Below are 17,878 nucleotides of genomic sequence, written 5' to 3'. Positions count from 1 at the left end.
CGACAGCCAAAAGCTACGCTCGTCCGTCTCACCGCTTTCGGCTGCGGGTTATGGGAGGCGTTAGGGCGCAATGGCTAGGAAGTATACAGGCAAGCATGTTGTGCTTACCCTCGCTGGAGTTGGCATGCTTGCGTATGCAACGTTTAAGGTGTTTATCGCTCCAGCCGCTTTCGACAGGGAGATCGAGTTCCACGTGTGGAATCTTTACCTGCGCGGCCAGGAAGCGTTGATCGTGGGCTTGGCGTACATGTTTCTTTCTTTAACGTTGATTTTAGTGGGGTTGGTAGGCGATGGAGATGAGAATTCATAGCCCTAACTCGGCGCTTCACCCGACTGCGTGCCGCTACGCGGCCCGCGCCGGGTGAGCTTGGATGTTAGAGCCAGAACGAACATGGACACCCAACGTAAGGAGACGAAGAGAAAAGCTTTCGCGGTGGCGATGACGAGCCTTTTTACTCAGAGCTGCGGTTTTTCCCTAAGTTACGGTAACGGCATGCGCAAATATGGACATGCTTAGATGATTTCTGGCGCCATAGTCCGAACTCGGCGCGCTCGTAGTTCGCGGGTCTGGCGTCCGCAGCGCAATAGCGCGATCGGAAAGGAAAGCGTTAGGCCAACAGCGTTCGGCAGGCGCCAATACCGGGCGTTCGTCGGTAGCCGAGTTGCTCGCAGGCTTTCTTGAGGTCGTGGATTGCACCTACGAGACCCTTGAAAGGGCTCTCGAACTGGGTAGTCAGATAGCCCCACTGCTTGGGATCGATCGCCAGGCGCTGGAGGATAGAAGGTAGGTGCTCGGGGATGGCGCCACGCTTGCCCTCGCGGATGAGCCGTCCGGTGAAGCCCACCAAGTCCAGATAGTCGGTAAACCGAAAGGGCAGGCCCCTGGGCATCGGCTCGCGCGCGTTGCCGGCGAAGGGAAGAAGGTGGGCCGGTTGTGACGGGATGTCGTCCGTACGGTCAGCCTGTTTTGCCGTCGCGGCGCGCTCCTGAACGGAGGTGAACTTAGCTTTGCCACGGGTTGGGGGTGATCCCAACAGTTGCGCAAAGCTCGCCGCGAGGAAAAAGGTGAAGTACAGTGAAAGGCCACGGAGTTGGCAAGGACGGGCCATCGCGCGTCTGGTTGGAGCGGAAGACGATGATAATGGAAGAACATGAGGGATTCCTCGGCTTCAGGTGGTGCAAAAATAAGCCGGTAAGAAGTTTCGGAGGGGGAGGAGTGACTGGGATGGATCGGAAGCTATCGAGGCGCCGGACGGGCGCGAACGGAGGTGTTCTGGTATTGGTGTTGCTGCTGGCCAGCGGTGCGGCCGGGGCCGGAAACCTCTACCGCTGGACGGATGCCAATGGCGTCACCCACTTCGGCGACAAGCCCGGGCCCGGCGCAAGCGCAGTGGAGGTCGGGCCTTTGAACGGCTACCGTGCGCCACCCGTTCCGGCTTCGTCGCCGGACCCCAGGCCGGAGAAGGCTGTAGGTCAACCAAAGGTGGTCATGTACGGAACCGAATGGTGCGGTATCTGCAAAAAGGCGCGTGCCTATCTTGGCCGTAACGGCATTTCGTACACGGAGTATGATGTGGAGAAATCGGCAAGAGGCAAGCGGGACTACCGTCGCATGAACGGGGCGGGGGTGCCGATCTTTCTGGTGGGTGGCCAGCGGCTGAACGGCTTTTCAGAAGCGCGTTTCGAACGTCTGCTGGATACCGGGGACCAGTAGGCGGTGAAGCGTGCAAATACCAAGGGCCGGTTTTCGCATTGGTTTTATCATGAACCATCTTATTGACCGGACCCGCCATGGAACAACACAAACTGGTCCTGCCTGAACACCTTAACCACTACGGCTATCTTTTCGGCGGCAACATGCTCAAGTGGGTCGACGAGTACGCGTGGATAGCCGCCAGCCTGGAACACCCGGGCTGTAAGTTCGTCACCATCGGTATGGATGGGGTGGAGTTTCGCAGGGGGGTCAGCAAGGGGACGATACTCCGCTTCGTCATCGAAAAGGCGGAGCAGGGGAGTACCTCCATTCGATACACGGTAAAGGTCTTCGCCGATGATATCGAGACCGGTCGGGAAGAGAATGTCTTCTCCACCCATGTGACTTTCGTCTGTTTGGGCGATGAAGGGAAGAAGATACCCATCCCGTGCGACTGACCTTTGCGATCGATTTGCTGATCGCCTCGAATTAGCCGTGGGATCAACTTCGACCCGTGAACCAGTCATTGGCTATAGCATGATGACGAAAAAACAACGTAAATTGATTGAGATATGGGGGGTGTTGTTTACCTTCCTTACGATTGCCCTTCTTCTAGTCGATCATCCTGCCCTTGCGCGTGCCATGTTTATACCTCTTGTGATTTACGGCATATTAAATTGGCAGAGCATTCGTAGCCTTGAGGGTGTGGGGCCGACACCGATAGAGGTTATTGAGGGCAGCTCAAAAATACGCATGTGGCTCATTGCTGTGTGTGGAATAGAAGTCATCGTGGCGATCTCATTTCTGATGACAGGCAGCAACCTTGATAAGTACCTTGGGATTTGGTCACTTCTCGCCGCGTTCCTTGCACCCTTGCTCCCGGCGCTGATTGCTAGTCAGTTACTCCTGTATCGACGCCTCGGCAAGAGTGCCCTTGCTTGAGGTAAAAACAAACTGAAGGGTAAAGCCTTTCCTCTTACATGGTAGAAATGGTGAATACAGGGAAATACCTTGGATTTTTTATTGTTCTGATTGCTTTTGCGTTACTACTTGTTAGTGGGCAAACCAATGCCGATCAGTACGCTGGACAGACAATAGTCTTTGCCCCGGACAAGACCAACGAAAAGCCTGTCATTTTGTCGTTTCAAGGAAAGCTTTATCAGAGAAATGCAACTTTCGAACGGCTACAGAAACGTGGCGCTGAACCTACGCGAGAAGAGATGTTTGTGATAAATCTTGTCGAGACCAACCGCTCCGGGACCGAAGAGCAGATTCTGTCGCTGTGGAAACCGTCCGAACGGTCGGCCATGCGGAAGCAGGTCAGTAATCCCAGGATGTTCAACAGGAATCGATCTCTTTATAAAAATATTAAGACATCAAGCTTCGTCGCCATGGTTAACTACGGGGATTTTGTGCTGAGTTATGTCGAGCATGAACTCCGGGGGGCGGGCCCTTACCTAAAGATGTATCCGCTGTTCGTTTCGGGAAAGGATGTCTATCTGAGTAATGCCCTCATGGGAGATTTTTTCTACGAAAAGATTGCTTCTCAGTTGGGAGATTACCTCGCATCCAAAAAGCAGAAGTGAGTCCTATTCGGTTAACGGCAAAATAGCAGAAGTGTCAGTCTTTTCTCTTGCATCCGTCTTCGCAGAAAAAAGGACAAAAGTTCGGTCTTTCCTATTATATTTGTGCGCCCGGTCATCCATTAGCCGCCTTATTCGCTCTCGCCCGGTGACGGGACTCGAACGGTATATTGTCCCTGGCGGTTTACAGGCTATGTGGCCGCGTTGCCGGTTGCTCGTTCCACACCGGCAAACCGGCCATAGGCCATGTTGCCATGTAGTCGCAAGTCCGAGACCCTGGCCACTTTCTCGATCAGTCGACTTAGTTCGGGCGCGGTACGAGGTAAGGCGGCCTCACCCTTGCGGTGGAGCGCCTGTAACAGACGATCGCCTCTTCGATTCGCCAAGACCAGAGATGTAAACCAGGCCTGCGGGGATACGCGTAACAGTTCGGTGGCAACCGCCGAAACCTCATCGAACAGATGAAGCATGCCCCAGGCCGCGGCTGCGCCGAAGCTGGAATTGCGGAACGGCAGGTCAAATATATCGGCCTGGATGAGCAGGATATGGTCAGGTATTTTGCCGAACTGCCGGATGAGCCGTTCACGGGCCTGGCGGAGCATGGCCAGAGAGCGGTCCAGGAGTACCAGCGGGCGGTCGGTGACGGTCGCATAGACGGGCGCGGTGAAAACCAGGCTGCCACAGCCGGCATCCAGGAACGGACCGTGGGATTCCTTTAGGGCGTACCGGGCTGCCGAGGCGTAGGCGCGGGGCCAGTTTCCCCAGGCAAACCGGTTGTAAAGCGGGTTACCTACGACCCGGTCGTAGAGTCGAGCGATCCGGTCGTACGGATGATCGCGAAGATCCTCGGGCAGTACGGTGACGATGCCGTCCTCAAGCCGCTGGAAGCGGATTTCCGGTCGAATAAAGGCGGTTGCGGTCATTTCCCTTTATTGTCCTTTGGGCCCACGACAGTGTGCAGGCTGACAAGGCGTCGAAAGCGTTTCACCAGCTCTGCGGGTTCGGGCTTTTCGGAGCGCAGCCCTTCGATAACGAGCGCGATGTAATAGGCCAACAGAGCCTCAATCAGGGTGGAGACCGGATACCCCGGATCGAGCTCTCCACACCCCTGTGCGGCCAAAAGCTCCCGCTTCATCGACCCGGTAAACGTCTGTAGCTGCTGGTCGAAGCGCTGGCCCCATTGGCCTCTCATCATGAGCGACTCCTTGACCAGCACACGGCTCAATGCAGGCTGTCGGGCGTAGTATTCAAACAGCGGACGAACCAGCTCGCCCAGCCGTACATCCAGCGGAGCCCCCTCGGGAAGCGAATGCCTCTGGAGAATCGCTTCGATATCTTCGTAAATCGCTTCGCCCAGCAGTGAGATCTTGTCCGGGAAATGAAGATTGACGGTTCCCGTGCCCACGCCGGCTCGCACGGCTACCGCTCTTATCGTGGTCCCCTCGAATCCTTTTTCGGCGAACAGCTGTTTGGCTGCCGAAAGGATTGCTTGCCGGGTTTGGGTCATCTGCTGTTTTCGTTTCATAGCACCTGAACATGTTCACTGAACATGATCATAAAGCGTAAAATTATTCTGTCAATCGGGTTCCAGCAGGAGGGGCATCTAGAGGACAAGGTCAGGCCATCCCTCTTGCGGGTAGTGAATAATAGGAAACCTATGCCGTTTTTCCACGGCGCAGGTAGACTCGCGCAGCAAAAGAGGGTCTACCAGCCGAGTCCCTGGGAGCAACTCAAGGGCCAGGTCTATTTGGGCTCCGAGACGTTCGTGGAGAAAATGCAGGCAACAAGGACTTGAGCGAAATCCCACAGAAGCAGTGCCGTGCGCCGCCCAAATCGCTGCGCCATTACGCCAGGAAGTTTCCCGACCGAGGTTCCGCTATAGCGGCTGCTTACGCGAGTGGCGGATACAGCCTTAAGGAAATCGGGGAGCATTTCGGGCTGCACTACTCCTATATCCGTCGGATAATAAATCGGCAAGGAATGCAAAAGGAAAGACCTGGACCCTCCATTAGACATTAGACGGAACAGTTCCATTTGCCGTTGGTAGTTCGTTCCTTACTTTCCGTTACTATCTGTTACTCCTTTCCAGTTGATTAGCAAATACTCATTCAGCTAACGTGTACCCAATCCGATTTGGCCCCAGATAATAATCTTCCTTTTTCGAATCCCGGCATCTTCTCCAATAAGAACAGAGAGATGAATAATGCTCAGCCAATCCCAATCCGGTCCGCTCAAGGGGATGAACCCTCGGGTTACCATCATTGCCACTTTGACCGTGGTGTTTGCCGCTATCGCCGGGGTCTTCCATAGCGAGCGTACCGCAGCGGTCATCAGCAGTGTGCGCGCCACGCTAGATCCGATGCTTGGGTGGTATTACCCCCTGCTGGTGGCCTTTTTGCTGTTTTTTATGTTGTGGCTGGGAACGGGCCGCTACAAGAACGTGCGGCTGGGTCATGATAGGGAGTTGCCGGAGTTTACCTTCTTTTCATGGATTACCATGCTGTTCGCGGCCGGCACCGGCATCGGGATCATCTTCTGGGCGGTGGCCCAGCCGATTCTTCAATTTCAGTCGAACCCCTTCAGCGGCGAAAGCACAGCGGCAGAGGTGGCGACCATCGCGATGCGCCTCTCCTTTTTTCATTGGGGCCTTCATGCCTGGGCCATTTTCTCATTCGTCGCCATGGTACTCGCCTACTTTGCCTACCGGCATGATCTGCCCCTGACCATCCGCTCGGCGCTCTACCCGTTCCTCGGTGATCGTATCTACGGACCGATTGGCGACGTCGTAGATACCCTGGCCGTGTTCGGTACTGTGTTTGGTATCGCCACCACCCTGGGTCTGGGCGTGCAACAGATGAATGCAGGTCTGGGTTTCGTGTTCGGGTTGCAGTCCTCAGTGGAACTGCAGCTTGGCATCGTCGGTGGACTGATGCTCATTGCTACCATTTCAGTGGTTTCCGGTGTCCATCGGGGAGTGCGGATGCTGTCCGTTGCGAACTTCTGGATCAGTCTGGGCGTGGCGCTATTTGTGCTGTTCTTCGGACCTACCCAGTACCTGATCAGCTCGACCGTTCAGGCCACCGGGGATTACCTCCAGAACCTTCTGAGCATGGCCTTCTACACCCACGCGAATCATAATAGCGATTGGCAGGCGGATTGGACCATTTTCTTCTGGGGCTGGACCCTGGCCTGGTCTCCGTTTGTAGGCATGTTTATCGCCCGCATCTCCCGCGGCCGCACCCTGCGGGAGTTTGTCATGGGGGTGCTGCTCGTCCCAACCCTGATCAGTATCGTCTGGATCGGACTGCTCGGCGGTACCGCCCTGCATCAGGAGCTGTTTGGCTCGGGTGGCGTAGTCGAAGCGGTCAACCGGGACGTTACCTCCGCCCTTTTCGTGACTATCGAAAAGATGGAGCTCGGAACCCTGGGCATCTTCGTCAGCGCGGTGGTGAACATTCTGATCGGTACCTACCTGGTCACGTCGGCTAATGCCGGCACTCTCGTGGTCACTACCATCCTCGCCGGCGGCGATCCGGAACCGCCGACCGCGCATCGTATCGTCTGGGGGATAGTTTTGACGCTACTGACCGGCGCATTACTGCTTGCCGGTGGACTGGAAATCCTTCAATCAGCGGTCATTACCGCTGCCCTGCCGTTTTCGGTGGTCATTATCCTCATGATCATGGGAACCCTTCGAGCCCTCGAAGCCGAGGCCTTCGCCCCGCTGCCGGGCGTGCGCTCCGAGACGCCACACGAGCTCTGGATCGTGCCCGCGGAAGCCGGCGAGGAGGCATTGGCCTACGCGATCAAGCAGCCGGGCTCCGCCCAACCCGGGGAGGGAGGACAGGCCTCGACGACTCTGGAGGACGAAACCGTTCCAGCAAAACAACGGACGAACCCGGCTCTTGAAGACCCATCCATAGCCTAGTGGTCCATGCGGAAAACAGTGTGGCACTCCCCGCTAGTGTAAAGGGGACAGGAGTCTAGGGTCAGGGCTTTCCTCTTGCATTGGTTTTCGCGGGCTGGCTATGGCACGACCGTGGTCAGGAAGATATCTGTCGGGATGATGAAGACCGGCGCCTGCTCCTCGGCATCCTCGTGAAGTTGTGCGGGCGCTTCGATTGGGTGGTGCATGCCTACTGTCTGCCGAGCGGGAGTACTGCGACGTGGCGCATCACCTCGGCGACTGCATTGCCCTTCTCGTCCACGTTTGCGTTTCCTCCGGGATTTCGGTGGTAATCCGGCCCGATTGGTACACCTGGTAGTGTCTTCAGTGATGCCTTCGGACTCCAATACCAATGAAATTGGAGCCACCGGCTTCGGCCACAAGCCCGAACACGCCGGAGCGGTGGTGGATACGAGCGAAGCCGCTCCAGTTCCGCCAAGAGGGTGGTGCGACGGTGATATCGAGGAGCAGGAATTGTAGCAAGCGGGAAGGCTCCCGGCCCCGGCGCTCCTCCAGCGACGGGTCCCGGAAGGCATAGGAGGGCCCGGTACCGAGAGCCACACTGGTTCGCAAATGCTGTTGCCAGGGGAAACCGTACCAGCGCGCCGAAACGATACCGTTTACCTCAATATGCTGCTGCATCCCCCAATGGTGCGCAGCATTCACCTCCCACTCAAGATGGGCGTTGGAGCCGAGGGTCGCGAAAACACTTCCGCCTCCGATCGCGGCAAGCCGTGACGGCTCGAAGTCGGTATGCAGCTGTACGATCTCAAGGAACCTGGTGTCGGTAAATTGGGCCAAATAAGTATGAAAGAACCAATTTCCCCGAATATCAGCTGCACCTACCCACGCGGGTGCTGTGATACACAGGGCCATTGCGGATAACACCAGCCGTCTTTGGTTTGGTATCCCGATTCGGGGAAAAACACCCATTACTTTATCCAAGCCGTTCCAGCCCAAAAGTATAGAGCGCCGTGCCGGAAGGAGCGTGCGCCGCTTCGGTATACCGTATTGCCAGCGGAGGCGGCTAATGGGTGACCCCCGGCATGCCCCCGGCCCACCCCCGCGGTTCATCGCCGCTGGGATTAAACCTCTGCCGAGGATGTGCCTCCGGATTGGTCGTTTCAGAATGGCCCGGTCGCGTTATTTGCTCTTTCCGAATTCGGGGAAGATCTGTGCCCGCAACTCACCGTCCGGATACGCCTCTGTATGGACATTCACGTAGATGTCGTTTTCAGTAATCGCATTGAACAGTGAGGCGATATTGTTGATGGGTACGCCGCACGCCTCCTGCTGTTCACCCGCGAGCGTGATGTCGTTGCTGGTGAAGGTGTTTTGCTCTTCGCCTTCGGTGACCAGCGGCACGACGACAGGGCCGTTCTCTCCCGCGGGGGCGCAGTGGAGGTGGGCACTGGTGACGGCGGTATTGGTGTCGCTGACCTCGAGCCGGTAGTTCACTTCGCTTAGCTCGTCATTGAAGCTAATGGTCAGCTCGCCCCGTCCCTCGCTTTCGATCGCCGGAACGACCTGAGCTTCGCTCAGAGCCAGCTCGAATTTGGCAAACTCTCCCTTTTCACGCTCCTGCCCGCGTTCGCGCAACTCGTCGTCCTGGCCCATGGCCATTGTGGGCAGGGCCAGTAGGGCTGCCATTGCAAATACGTTTTGCTTCATGCCGAACTCTCCTTTTGCCAAACACCTAAAGCAACCAAAGCCGATAACACCAGATTGGCAATCCGTAATCGTTCGGACATCCTGCCTGGTGAGCCGTCGGACGGGGGCGGAGCGTTTTAGGGGCTCCGAGTTGGTTCGTCGGTGCGGACTCGGACTCGGCCCCTTCATGCAGAGAAACCGTCCGGCGAGGAACGCCTCGATCATCTCGACTTGGACCAGTTCTTGACGGCTTAATGTGCAAACCCCTATGTCACACCCTTTCCTCTCGCTTTGGAGGCCAAGGGGCACTTTATGGATAGAGCGACATACAACTTTTGCGCTAAAATCTTAGGGGTCCTCCATTGCCTGCGTGGCAGTGCCTAGCCGCCATTTTCCTGATTGCGCGGGAAGCATCGGTAAATTATGTCGATCAAGAGTGGGAAATAACAAAAAACCGGACATGGTCTGATGGCTCTCACCAACGAGACTACTATGGCCCAAAACCACACCAGGAACGCCGCGACGTCATCGGACTACAGAACGATGCGCGGGTATCTGTTCGTGCTGGCTTTCGGTGGGGCTGTTCTGGTGATGGCGGGAGTACAAACGGCGGGGCTTCTGGTCAGCCAGCGCCTGGTTGCAGATAGCTATAAGGTCTTGCAGCGTCAGCTCTCAGCCAGTTATGAGCGGGACGTGGCGGGTGTTCTGGAGCATCAGCTCGCCTATCTGCATATGCTGCTGCGAAATCCCGCGGTTATAGGGGCGATACGTCGTGGCGACAGGGAAGCGTTGATGCGGGAGATACAGTGGCAGTATGAACTTAAGCGGCAGGAAAATCCCCATGTAGAAGTTCTCCACTTCCATGGCCCTGACAACCGCACACTGTTGCGCGTACATCAACCGGAAAACTTCGGCGATGATTTGACGACACTGCGTCCGATGATTGCCGATGCCAATCGCACGCGTGAATCACGGACCGGTTTTGAGATCGGCAAGAATGGCATTAGTTACCGGGCGGTGGTCCCGATCACGGATGGCGGTGATCATCTGGGGGCGCTCGAACTGGGGATTAATATCGCCTATTTTACGGAGCGACTGGCCGAGATTTTTGATGTGCAGGTCGGGGTGATCTTTCAAGGTGCGGCGATGCAGCCTTTTGTGGCTCAGCACGGTGATACCGAACTGCTGCCGCTCGGTAACGATAGCTTTGCCTTTTCGGCCATGGACGCACTGGTACGGGAGGCGGGACGCCACTCGCAACAGAGCCGCGCCAATCTTATCCCTTTCGACTATCAGCAAAAGCGCTATGTCGCGCATAAGGTCTTTGGTATCAACAGCTACCTGGGTGAGAAGGTGGGTACTTTGCTGGTCGTCGCTGATGTCAGTGAGCAGGTAGAGGGGATCTGGCGGCACACCATGTGGAGCAGTGCCGGTTGGCTGACACTGCTGATGCTGTTGCTTTTCGGTCAGTATCGGATCTTTTCGCGCATGCAGGCGTCGATCCACAAGCTTGCCTTCTACGATCAGCTGACCGGGTTGCCTAACCGTAGTCTCTTGCTGGATCGGCTGGAGCGGGCAGTCCTGAACAGTGCTCGCAACGGAGAGTACCTGGCTCTGCTGTTTATCGACCTGGATAATTTCAAACAGCTCAACGATACACGTGGCCACCACGTGGGCGATAGTCTGTTGCAACAGGTGGCAGAGCGTTTGCGCGGTTGTGTGAGGGCCAGTGACACGGTCGCACGCCAGGGCGGTGACGAGTTCGTGATTGTGCTGGAGGGGCTCAGCCATGAGTTGGAAAAGGCGCTATTGCAGACCCATAGCATTGGCGAGAAGATCGTCGCGGTCCTGAATGAACCCTATTTTCTGGAGGATGACCTGGAGCACCGCTGTACCTCCAGCATCGGTGTGGCCCTCAGCATTGGAGGCAAGGTGGACGTCGATGAACTCCTCAAGCGCGCCGACATTTCCATGTATCAGGCCAAAGCGGAAGGGCGAAATCAGGTGACGTTCTTTCAGTCAACTGAAGCCGGAATCCCGTGATAATCGGCTCTGTCTTCTTCTGTGCGATCACGGGATGTTTCGCGAACAGGAATAGGCCTCTGTAAGTCGTGCAAGAAATGCAAGAGAAAAGACCTGACACTCATGAAGTGACCCCCATGAAGATATTGAAAGCGAGCATCGATAGCTGGGGTACGGAGCGATTCTCTGCCGTGCTCAAGTCAGAACTGGAGCAGCTGCGCAGTGGTGTGCTGCCGATTGCTCACGCCGTGGAAAAGGGCAACCGTCTTGATGAGAGTGACCTTGGCGTTATCATCAATGAAGTCAGCGATGATGAACAGCATATCTACGCCCGGGTGGGAGTGTTTTTCGCACAGATTGTTGAGTGCGTGACCTGCGGTGGCGGTAGTGGTGCTCGCGACGAAGCGTACTGCGAACTGCTGGTTACCATTGACAAACGAACCGGAAAGGCGGATTTCAAAGCACTTTGAACGCAGGCATTCAAAGGGATTGGTCGTAGAAGATACGTGGTGGTCGATCAGAGCACCTTGCGCGGGGCCCACTCGCGGAATTCGCCGGTCTCGTAGATGCGCAACTTGTTGCTGCGGGGGAACTCGCGCTTTACCACCGTCTTTAGCAGCCGCTTGAGGTCTTCACAGCGCACGCACACGCGGGCCTGCTCGAAGCCCTCTTCCATGAGGCGGTAGTCCGCCTCTCCCTCGCGTACCAGCACGAAGCCCCGGTCGCGTTTGTAGCTCCGCACCTCCAGGGCATGGCCGAGCGGCAGCACTGCGGCCCGGCGCATCACTTCGGCGACGGCGTTGCGTTTTTCGATCACGTTTGTGTTTCCTTCGGAGTCCCGGTGGCCCTCGCTCGGCCCGGAGCCGGGAGGCGTGCGGGCGAGTCGGTCATCGGAGCTCTTTGTTGTCAGTGGGTGACGATCCTATCATGCGGTCAGGAGGCGCCGCCGCTGGGCAGCGGCCATGCCGCAAGAGCAGTACGGGGGCTGTTATTCTTCTTGTCCTCATCCGCTATCATTTTCTGAAACTCCTCTGGAAGGTGACCCGATGAAAGGTTTTCTGCGACTTCTCCTTGTTCTGCTCTTTATCGGTGGGGCTTTTGCCGGGCCTTCGGGGGTGGTTGCTGAACAGGAGGCCCAACCGCGGGTCGATCCCTCCATCAACGTCCCTTACCGGGACCCGGATTTTGATTCCTGGGTGAGGACCTTCGAGCGTCCCGGGCGAGAGGTCTACGACAGGCGCAAGGAGATTGTTGAGGCGACCGGCCTGGAGGCTGGTCAGGCAGTCGCTGACATCGGTGCCGGGACGGGGTTGTTTACGCTGATGTTTGCCGAAGCAGTGGGATCGGAAGGGCGGGTCTATGCCGTCGACATTTCGCGCTCGTTTATCCGCAATATCGAGCGTCGCGCCGAGGAGAGGGAATTCGACAACGTCGAGGGAATCGTCAACAACCAGCGATCGGTGGAATTGCCGGCCCGTGCCGTGGACATGGCCTTCCTCTCGGACACCTATCACCACTTCGAGTACCCGCACGAGATCCTCGCATCCGTGCATCGGTCGCTCCGGCCGAACGGCACCCTTGTGGTTATCGATTTTCGAAAAGAGGGGGGCAGCGGCTGGGTGCAGGGACATGTGCGTGCAAAAAAGACGACAGTGATCGAAGAGATTGAGTCGGCGGGTTTCGAATTGATCGAGGACAGGGATTTTCTGGAAAAAAACTATTTTCTGCGATTCCGCAAAGTGGGAGACCTCAGCCCATAGCCTCACGGCCGATGCGGTGTATCGATTTTTTACCTGAAGTTGTGAACTGGTTCCGAAATACGTCTCCCCAAGAGAATCTCGATCCGTCTTCGGAGCGGTTGTTGGCCAATCGGTCAAATGAACCTCCGGGATTTCCCGCGTCTCTCCTGTCCACCGTTTAAAGAAAGTAATACTGCTATCAGGTGCTGCCACGGATAACGAGACTCACCACCGCGCGTACAGGGGATGAAAGTGGCGTTCCGTGCGCTCGGTTTGGGACAGTTTGCCTAACCGACTGCTAAAGTGGCGAGATCATGAATTTTTGGGTTTGAACGGTCGGTTGGCGAATCATAAATAATGAAAACGTTTTTTCTCTTGCTGTGCAGTGTTGTCGTGGCAAGCGCCGGTTGTGCAGTGGACAAGGAAGCCGTAAAGCGGATGGAACAGGAGCAGCTCCGGCACTCCTGGTTGCTCGCCGAGCAAAGCTCCGTGCTGATGGGACAATCGGCTTTGCTGGAAAAGCAAATCGAGAAACAGCAGCAGATGATTGAATTGCTGGCTGAACTTGAACACTTCCGGGAGGAGCAGTTCGAATGGAATCGTCTAACTGCTGCTGAGAAGGCCGCGCCTGAACCCGCGGCGGCGCGGGAGACCACTCTCGTGCTGAGCGAAGAAGGCAAGGCGGTATTCGGGCGCAACGAGTGGGCCTGGCTGGAACTGCTGGATCGAAACCTCAAGGCGCGTGTCGATACGGGAGCACTTTCGTCCTCTCTGAATGCCGTGGACCTGCAGCCCTTCGAACGCGACAGTCGGGACTGGATCCGGTTTCGTCTGCCGGATGAAGAGCACCCGGATGGTGGCGAAATTTACGAAACTCCGCTTGTACGCTATGTGAAGATCCGTCAGGCGTCTTCCGATGAACTTGAGCGGCGGCCGGTGGTTCGTCTCAATGTGCGCGTGGGCGGATTATCCGACGAAACGGAATTCAGTCTTACCAATCGTGAAAACATGCTCTATCCCGTGCTGCTGGGGCGTAACTTTCTGCGCGATGTCGTAGTCGTCGATGTGGCGCGCAAGTTTGTGCAGCAAAAATATACTCCCGAACCAATGGACGTGCCTGAATGACGACCGGCCGTGGTCCGTTTTATCTGCTGGTTACCCTGCTGCTGATTACGGGTAGTCTGCTGACGTGGTATCGATATGCCATGTTCGATGTCCCGTGGCTGCCGGGAGAGAAAAGGCAGATTTGGTCTGTTGAGGCGCAGGTGGATTTTGTCGCGCTCGGCGAGCCGGTGAAGGTATCGCTTGCGATTCCCGACTCACAGCGCGGGTTCGAGCGTGTCGGCGAGCATACAGCGAGTCCGGGATACGGGCTTGCCTTTGTCGAGAACGGGCAGGGCCGCCGGGCTGAGTGGTCGATTCGCAAGGCGCAGGGGCAACAGACGCTCTACTATCAAGTGGAGATGCTGGTTGACCCCGACACGGTGGGAGCCAGAACAGCCGTGGCGCCACGCATGTCCGCGGTTCGTCTTGACGGCCCCCACGCCACGGTTGTGAACCTGATCCTGGAACGTGCGCGTGAGCGCTCCGCTGGCCCTTACACACTGGCCCGCGAGCTGATCCATGAATTCAATCGCCAGAGCCAGAGCGCGAGCCTGCTGACGCAGGTGAAGCCACGTGGCGCATGGCTGGTCGATATGCTTCATATGGCAGGCATTCCCGCCCGGGAAGTGCAGGCGTTGAATCTAGAGGATGGCCGGCGCCGCCAGCAAGTCGTCAACCTGCTGCAGGTTTTCGAGGGCGAAAACTACCAGCTATTCGACATGCGTTCCGGAAAGTCGGGACAGCATACCAATCGCTTGCTTTGGGAATATTACTCGGCGCCGCTGCTGGATATCGTCGGCGGCCGGAATTCGCGACTCAGCTTTTCCATGATCGAACAGGAAGTGCCGGTCAACCGGATGCTTGAGGAGGGCACGTTTCCCGCTGCACAGAACCTGCTCGACTTTTCCATTCACAGTCTTCCGCTATCCGAACAGGCGCTGTTCAAGGGGATCCTACTGATTCCCGTGGGCGTGCTGATCGTCTCGTTTCTGCGCATTATTGTCGGTGTGCGCACCTCCGGCACCTTCATGCCGGTGCTGATTGCCATGGCCTTCATCCAGACCAGCCTGCTGACGGGGCTTGTGGGCTTCATTCTCATCGTCGCTGCCGGGCTCATGATCCGCTCCTACCTGTCCAGGCTGAACCTGCTGCTGGTGGCCCGTATCTCGGCCGTGATCATTTCCGTGATTATCATGATCGCAGCCTTTTCCGTACTTTCGTTCCAACTGGGGCTCACCGAGGGACTGAAGATTACCTTCTTCCCGATGGTCATTCTGGCCTGGACCATAGAGCGAATGTCGATCCTGTGGGAGGAGGAGGGCCCCAGGGAGGTGCTCACGCAGGGAGGCGGTTCGCTACTGGTCGCGTTGCTTGCTTATCTCGTGATGAGCAATGACATGGTCCGTCATTTGACCTTCAACTTCCTCGGTTTGCAGTTCCTGTTCATGGCAGTTGTCCTGTTGATCGGCAATTACACTGGATACCGCATGCTGGAGTTGCGACGCTTCCAGCCGATGCTTGGCGGACGCGCATGATGGTGTGGCAGCGGCTGAGTCGTCTGCTGCCGTTCCGGCATCTTTCAGCGCAAGGCATCCTCGGTATGAACCGGCGCAACATCTCCTATATCAGTCGCTACAACCCACGCGCTCTCTATCCTCTGGTGGATGACAAGTTGAAGACCAAGCGCCTGGCGTTGCATCACGGTGTCACCACGCCGGAACTCCTAGGGGTGATTGAACATCAGCATGACGTGACCCGCGCGGGAACGCTGGTTGGCGGTCTGGGCAGCTTTTGCATAAAACCCGCCAAGGGTTCCGGCGGCAAGGGGATCCTGGTGGTCTCGCGCGTAGAGGAGGGGGTCTTCTATCGTTCCAATGGCCAGGAGTTGACCCTGCGTGATCTGGAACGGCACGTTTCCAACATCCTGGCCGGCCTGTTTTCGCTGAGTGGTTCCCCTGATGTTGCTGTGTTCGAGGCGCTGATCGAAGCGGACGATTCACTGCGGGACTACTCGTTCGAAGGCGTGCCCGACGTGCGGATCATCGTGTTCCGGGGATTTCCCGTGATGGCGATGATGCGGCTTTCCTGCGCTGTGTCACACGGCAAGGCAAATCTGCACCAGGGGGCGGTCGGGGTCGGTATCGATATCGCAAGCGGCGCTGCGGTGCGTGCGGTGCAGCAGAACAAACCCGTCTTTTTACATCCGGATACCGGCAGGGATCTGCAATCGTTGCGGGTCCCGCAATGGCCTACGCTACTCGAACTCGCCTGTGCCTGCGCAGATATGACCGGCCTGGGCTATCTGGGGGTCGATCTCGTACTGGATCGGCGGAACGGCCCAATGCTGCTGGAGCTGAATGCACGGCCGGGGCTGACCATTCAACTCGCAAATGGTGCAGGACTGTTACCGCGACTTCGCCGCATAGAAGCGTTCCCGGAGGCGCCGCGCATGACGATTGCGCAGCGTATTGCGTACGTTCGCCAACACTTTGCATCGGCCAGTGCAAAGCCGGAATCTGCCACCGCGCACTCCCTGGAATCGCTTCCGGGATAGTCGCCGCGCGCCGGAGCAACTTTCCGGATCGGACAAGAGATCTTTAGAGCTCGCCGCAGCAATCAGTCTCCGCATCCAGTGCCTCTAACAGGACAACACCCAGTGCAGTGGCTTCGGGTAACGGGAGACTGACGCGCGTGCGATGTTTGTTCGTTCGATCACGAAAGGAGACGTATCTCTCTCCGGGACCTGTAGGAGCGCCGATGATTAAAAGGCCGGGCCGGCCGCGGACCGATCATCGGTGACGGCCGGACAAAGCCCGGCAGTCGAACGGATCAGAGCAGCGCGACCCACAGCAGGGTAGCGGCAGACACCATGCCGAGGGCGCCCATGCCCAGCAACGTGCAGACGGTGAAAATATTGGACGCACTTTTGATGGTCGATTCCATTGGTTTCCTCTTTTGCTTTGGGATCGCCGGTAATATAGCCAAAAACTGGAAAATGATCCTTGATGTATGGTAAGGCAGGCCAAAAAAACAGGGCCCCTTATCGTGTTTTTGTGCAAGGTGTGCGGATGGTGGCTAGTGTACTGTTGCATGCTTGGCGATACTTTCAGAGCCCCCCAAAAACGTCAGGACAAGGCGCAGCGCGCAGGTAATGGTCATTCCCTTGTCAAGCGCTGCACGAATCCGCCGGGAGCGGATTCGGACAGCCGAAGGCTGGCCCGAAGGGCGGACTCCAGGGACGGAGTCCGCAACGCCGTCATGGCGTTTTTGGGGGGCTCCCTCCGGGCGAGCCGCTGGCCGGCCATCTGCGGCGTTGCGTTTCTTGGGCCGCTCTTGCGCATCCATGCGCCCGCGGCATTTGTGCGTCCCTGCACTTCAAAGGGCGCGCCATTCCCTGCGAAACGCGCCTTGCATGATGTGCATGGATGCACAAATGCCGCGGGCGCATGGATGCGCAGGAGCGGTCTGGCCGGCCAGCGACTCGCTGAAAGCACCGACAAGCATGCAACAGTACACTAGTCTCACGATTCAGGGATTTTCGATAACAGGATGATGCGGCGACATCTCGGAGAGAGGCAGGAGGCCAAGTGGACGAGTACATGCTGGGCAGTGGATCGGCTCTGCTTCGAACCGCGGTGATCGGGGTACTGGCCTACATCAGTCTGGTTTTCCTGCTCCGCATTTCCGGTCGGCGCACCCTGTCCAAGATGAACGCTTTCGACTTTGTGGTTACGGTCGCACTCGGCTCGACACTGGCGACTATTTTGCTCAATCAGAATGTGGCCCTGGCCCAGGGGGCGCTGGCGTTTGCCCTGTTGATCGGTGTGCAGTATGCAGTCACCTGGTCCAGTGTCCGTGCCCGCTGGTTCCGTGGGCTGGTCACCGGTGAGCCCGCGCTATTGCTCTATCGCGGAAGCTTTCTGCAGGCGGCGCTGGTATCGGCCAGGGTGACTGAAGACGAGGTTCGGGCAGCGGTACGATCCGCCGGGGTGGCGACACTGAACGAGGTTGAGGCAGTTGTGCTGGAAACCGACGGATCTTTTAGCGTAGTCCCCCGAAACGGGGGCTCCGGGGAATCGAGCCTTACCGGCGTCGAGCGGCCGCGCGCAGGGGAGTAGGCGGTCGGGGCTTGCAAAGGTGA

General features: G+C 57.3%; 19 protein-coding genes. 13 read left to right on the top strand and 6 right to left on the bottom strand.

What is annotated here, in order from left to right; all coding sequences use genetic code 11:
• Positions 1 to 124: 124 nt before the first annotated feature.
• Positions 125 to 310, top strand: coding sequence for a hypothetical protein (locus BLP65_RS03535; RefSeq protein WP_092992681.1), 186 nt, complete (start codon positions 125 to 127; stop codon positions 308 to 310).
• Between the two features lie 298 nt (positions 311 to 608).
• Here BLP65_RS03535 and BLP65_RS03530 read toward each other — a convergent pair whose 3' ends face one another.
• Positions 609 to 1,109: a hypothetical protein gene (locus BLP65_RS03530; RefSeq protein WP_092992679.1), complete on the bottom strand. Its 501-nt coding sequence runs from the start codon at positions 1,107 to 1,109 to the stop codon at positions 609 to 611.
• Between the two features lie 116 nt (positions 1,110 to 1,225).
• On the opposite strand from BLP65_RS03530, the gene BLP65_RS03525 reads away from it, so the two are divergent.
• From BLP65_RS03525 to BLP65_RS03510, 4 genes are all read left to right on the top strand, one after another.
• The gene (locus tag BLP65_RS03525; protein ID WP_175452423.1) at positions 1,226 to 1,714 is read left to right on the top strand and encodes a glutaredoxin family protein; all 489 of its coding nucleotides are present in this window, start codon (positions 1,226 to 1,228) and stop codon (positions 1,712 to 1,714) included.
• Positions 1,715 to 1,791: 77 nt separating this feature from the next.
• Positions 1,792 to 2,151: an acyl-CoA thioesterase gene (locus BLP65_RS03520; RefSeq protein WP_092992675.1), complete on the top strand. Its 360-nt coding sequence runs from the start codon at positions 1,792 to 1,794 to the stop codon at positions 2,149 to 2,151.
• A gap of 79 nt (positions 2,152 to 2,230) precedes the next feature.
• Positions 2,231 to 2,635 (top strand): hypothetical protein, encoded by a 405-nt coding sequence (locus BLP65_RS03515; RefSeq protein ID WP_092992673.1) that lies wholly within the window; start codon positions 2,231 to 2,233, stop codon positions 2,633 to 2,635.
• Between the two features lie 50 nt (positions 2,636 to 2,685).
• A complete protein-coding gene (locus tag BLP65_RS03510; protein WP_139181407.1) occupies positions 2,686 to 3,279 on the top strand; it encodes a hypothetical protein in 594 nt (197 codons plus the stop codon).
• Between the two features lie 188 nt (positions 3,280 to 3,467).
• On the opposite strand, the gene BLP65_RS03505 is transcribed toward BLP65_RS03510, so the two are convergent.
• Positions 3,468 to 4,199, bottom strand: a complete 732-nt coding sequence (locus BLP65_RS03505; protein ID WP_092992669.1) for a class I SAM-dependent methyltransferase — start codon at positions 4,197 to 4,199, stop codon at positions 3,468 to 3,470.
• Entirely contained in the window at positions 4,196 to 4,801 is a 606-nt protein-coding gene (locus tag BLP65_RS03500) for a TetR/AcrR family transcriptional regulator (RefSeq protein WP_092992667.1), read from the bottom strand. Before BLP65_RS03500 ends, BLP65_RS03505 begins: the two co-directional genes overlap by 4 nt.
• Positions 4,802 to 5,479: 678 nt before the next feature.
• Here BLP65_RS03500 and BLP65_RS03490 point away from each other — a divergent pair.
• Positions 5,480 to 7,204, top strand: coding sequence for a BCCT family transporter (locus BLP65_RS03490; RefSeq protein WP_092992663.1), 1,725 nt, complete (start codon positions 5,480 to 5,482; stop codon positions 7,202 to 7,204).
• A gap of 342 nt (positions 7,205 to 7,546) precedes the next feature.
• Here BLP65_RS03490 and BLP65_RS03485 read toward each other — a convergent pair whose 3' ends face one another.
• Complete coding sequence (locus BLP65_RS03485) at positions 7,547 to 8,023, bottom strand: hypothetical protein (protein ID WP_245688228.1); 477 nt, start codon at positions 8,021 to 8,023, stop codon at positions 7,547 to 7,549.
• 342 nt (positions 8,024 to 8,365) lie between these two features.
• Positions 8,366 to 8,893, bottom strand: coding sequence for a CHRD domain-containing protein (locus BLP65_RS03480; protein ID WP_175452422.1), 528 nt, complete (start codon positions 8,891 to 8,893; stop codon positions 8,366 to 8,368).
• A 471-nt stretch (positions 8,894 to 9,364) separates the two neighbouring features.
• Between BLP65_RS03480 and BLP65_RS03475 the strand changes: the two genes are divergently transcribed.
• Together BLP65_RS03475 and BLP65_RS03470 are read left to right on the top strand one after the other, a co-directional pair.
• Entirely contained in the window at positions 9,365 to 10,915 is a 1,551-nt protein-coding gene (locus BLP65_RS03475; RefSeq protein ID WP_175452421.1) for a diguanylate cyclase domain-containing protein, read from the top strand.
• 116 nt (positions 10,916 to 11,031) lie between these two features.
• The gene (locus tag BLP65_RS03470) at positions 11,032 to 11,364 is read left to right on the top strand and encodes a hypothetical protein (protein WP_092992657.1); all 333 of its coding nucleotides are present in this window, start codon (positions 11,032 to 11,034) and stop codon (positions 11,362 to 11,364) included.
• A 47-nt stretch (positions 11,365 to 11,411) separates the two neighbouring features.
• Here the strand turns inward: BLP65_RS03470 and BLP65_RS03465 are convergent, their stop codons facing one another.
• Entirely contained in the window at positions 11,412 to 11,711 is a 300-nt protein-coding gene (locus BLP65_RS03465; RefSeq protein ID WP_092992655.1) for a hypothetical protein, read from the bottom strand.
• A 229-nt stretch (positions 11,712 to 11,940) separates the two neighbouring features.
• Here BLP65_RS03465 and BLP65_RS03460 point away from each other — a divergent pair, with 229 nt between their 5' ends.
• The 5 genes from BLP65_RS03460 to BLP65_RS03440 all read left to right on the top strand — a co-directional run bounded on the left by BLP65_RS03460 (position 11,941) and on the right by BLP65_RS03440 (position 17,855).
• Positions 11,941 to 12,654 carry a class I SAM-dependent methyltransferase gene (locus BLP65_RS03460; RefSeq protein ID WP_092992653.1) on the top strand — a complete coding sequence of 238 codons (714 nt, stop codon included), beginning with the start codon at positions 11,941 to 11,943 and terminating at the stop codon, positions 12,652 to 12,654.
• Between the two features lie 336 nt (positions 12,655 to 12,990).
• Positions 12,991 to 13,758, top strand: coding sequence for an ATP-dependent zinc protease family protein (locus tag BLP65_RS03455; protein WP_092992651.1), 768 nt, complete (start codon positions 12,991 to 12,993; stop codon positions 13,756 to 13,758).
• Positions 13,755 to 15,272 carry an inactive transglutaminase family protein gene (locus BLP65_RS03450; RefSeq protein ID WP_092992649.1) on the top strand — a complete coding sequence of 506 codons (1,518 nt, stop codon included), beginning with the start codon at positions 13,755 to 13,757 and terminating at the stop codon, positions 15,270 to 15,272. Before BLP65_RS03455 ends, BLP65_RS03450 begins: the two co-directional genes overlap by 4 nt.
• Positions 15,269 to 16,291: an alpha-L-glutamate ligase-like protein gene (locus BLP65_RS03445; protein ID WP_245688227.1), complete on the top strand. Its 1,023-nt coding sequence runs from the start codon at positions 15,269 to 15,271 to the stop codon at positions 16,289 to 16,291. Before BLP65_RS03450 ends, BLP65_RS03445 begins: the two co-directional genes overlap by 4 nt.
• Positions 16,292 to 17,336: 1,045 nt before the next feature.
• A complete protein-coding gene (locus BLP65_RS03440; RefSeq protein WP_092993240.1) occupies positions 17,337 to 17,855 on the top strand; it encodes a DUF421 domain-containing protein in 519 nt (172 codons plus the stop codon).
• Positions 17,856 to 17,878 lie beyond the last annotated feature (23 nt).

The organism is Thiohalomonas denitrificans, assembly GCF_900102855.1.
Taxonomy (GTDB): Bacteria; Pseudomonadota; Gammaproteobacteria; order Thiohalomonadales; family Thiohalomonadaceae; genus Thiohalomonas; species Thiohalomonas denitrificans.
Note: the sequence above shows the minus strand (reverse complement) of the source record. Positions and strands in the feature narration are given on the sequence as shown.

Bases quoted from the DNA above. Each gene is read 5' to 3' on its own strand.
- BLP65_RS03440 (WP_092993240.1), top strand. From the start codon at position 17,337: ATGCTGGGCAGTGGATCGGCTCTGCTTCGAACCGCGGTGATCGGGGTA.
- BLP65_RS03445 (WP_245688227.1), top strand. From the start codon at position 15,269: ATGATGGTGTGGCAGCGGCTGAGTCGTCTGCTGCCGTTCCGGCATCTT.
- BLP65_RS03535 (WP_092992681.1), top strand. From the start codon at position 125: ATGCTTGCGTATGCAACGTTTAAGGTGTTTATCGCTCCAGCCGCTTTC.
- BLP65_RS03515 (WP_092992673.1), top strand. From the start codon at position 2,231: ATGATGACGAAAAAACAACGTAAATTGATTGAGATATGGGGGGTGTTG.
- BLP65_RS03450 (WP_092992649.1), top strand. From the start codon at position 13,755: ATGACGACCGGCCGTGGTCCGTTTTATCTGCTGGTTACCCTGCTGCTG.
- BLP65_RS03520 (WP_092992675.1), top strand. From the start codon at position 1,792: ATGGAACAACACAAACTGGTCCTGCCTGAACACCTTAACCACTACGGC.
- BLP65_RS03490 (WP_092992663.1), top strand. From the start codon at position 5,480: ATGCTCAGCCAATCCCAATCCGGTCCGCTCAAGGGGATGAACCCTCGG.
- BLP65_RS03480 (WP_175452422.1), bottom strand. From the start codon at position 8,893: ATGAAGCAAAACGTATTTGCAATGGCAGCCCTACTGGCCCTGCCCACA.
- BLP65_RS03470 (WP_092992657.1), top strand. From the start codon at position 11,032: ATGAAGATATTGAAAGCGAGCATCGATAGCTGGGGTACGGAGCGATTC.
- BLP65_RS03475 (WP_175452421.1), top strand. From the start codon at position 9,365: ATGGCCCAAAACCACACCAGGAACGCCGCGACGTCATCGGACTACAGA.
- BLP65_RS03505 (WP_092992669.1), bottom strand. From the start codon at position 4,199: ATGACCGCAACCGCCTTTATTCGACCGGAAATCCGCTTCCAGCGGCTT.
- BLP65_RS03460 (WP_092992653.1), top strand. From the start codon at position 11,941: ATGAAAGGTTTTCTGCGACTTCTCCTTGTTCTGCTCTTTATCGGTGGG.
- BLP65_RS03530 (WP_092992679.1), bottom strand. From the start codon at position 1,109: ATGGCCCGTCCTTGCCAACTCCGTGGCCTTTCACTGTACTTCACCTTT.
- BLP65_RS03525 (WP_175452423.1), top strand. From the start codon at position 1,226: ATGGATCGGAAGCTATCGAGGCGCCGGACGGGCGCGAACGGAGGTGTT.
- BLP65_RS03455 (WP_092992651.1), top strand. From the start codon at position 12,991: ATGAAAACGTTTTTTCTCTTGCTGTGCAGTGTTGTCGTGGCAAGCGCC.
- BLP65_RS03500 (WP_092992667.1), bottom strand. From the start codon at position 4,801: ATGAAACGAAAACAGCAGATGACCCAAACCCGGCAAGCAATCCTTTCG.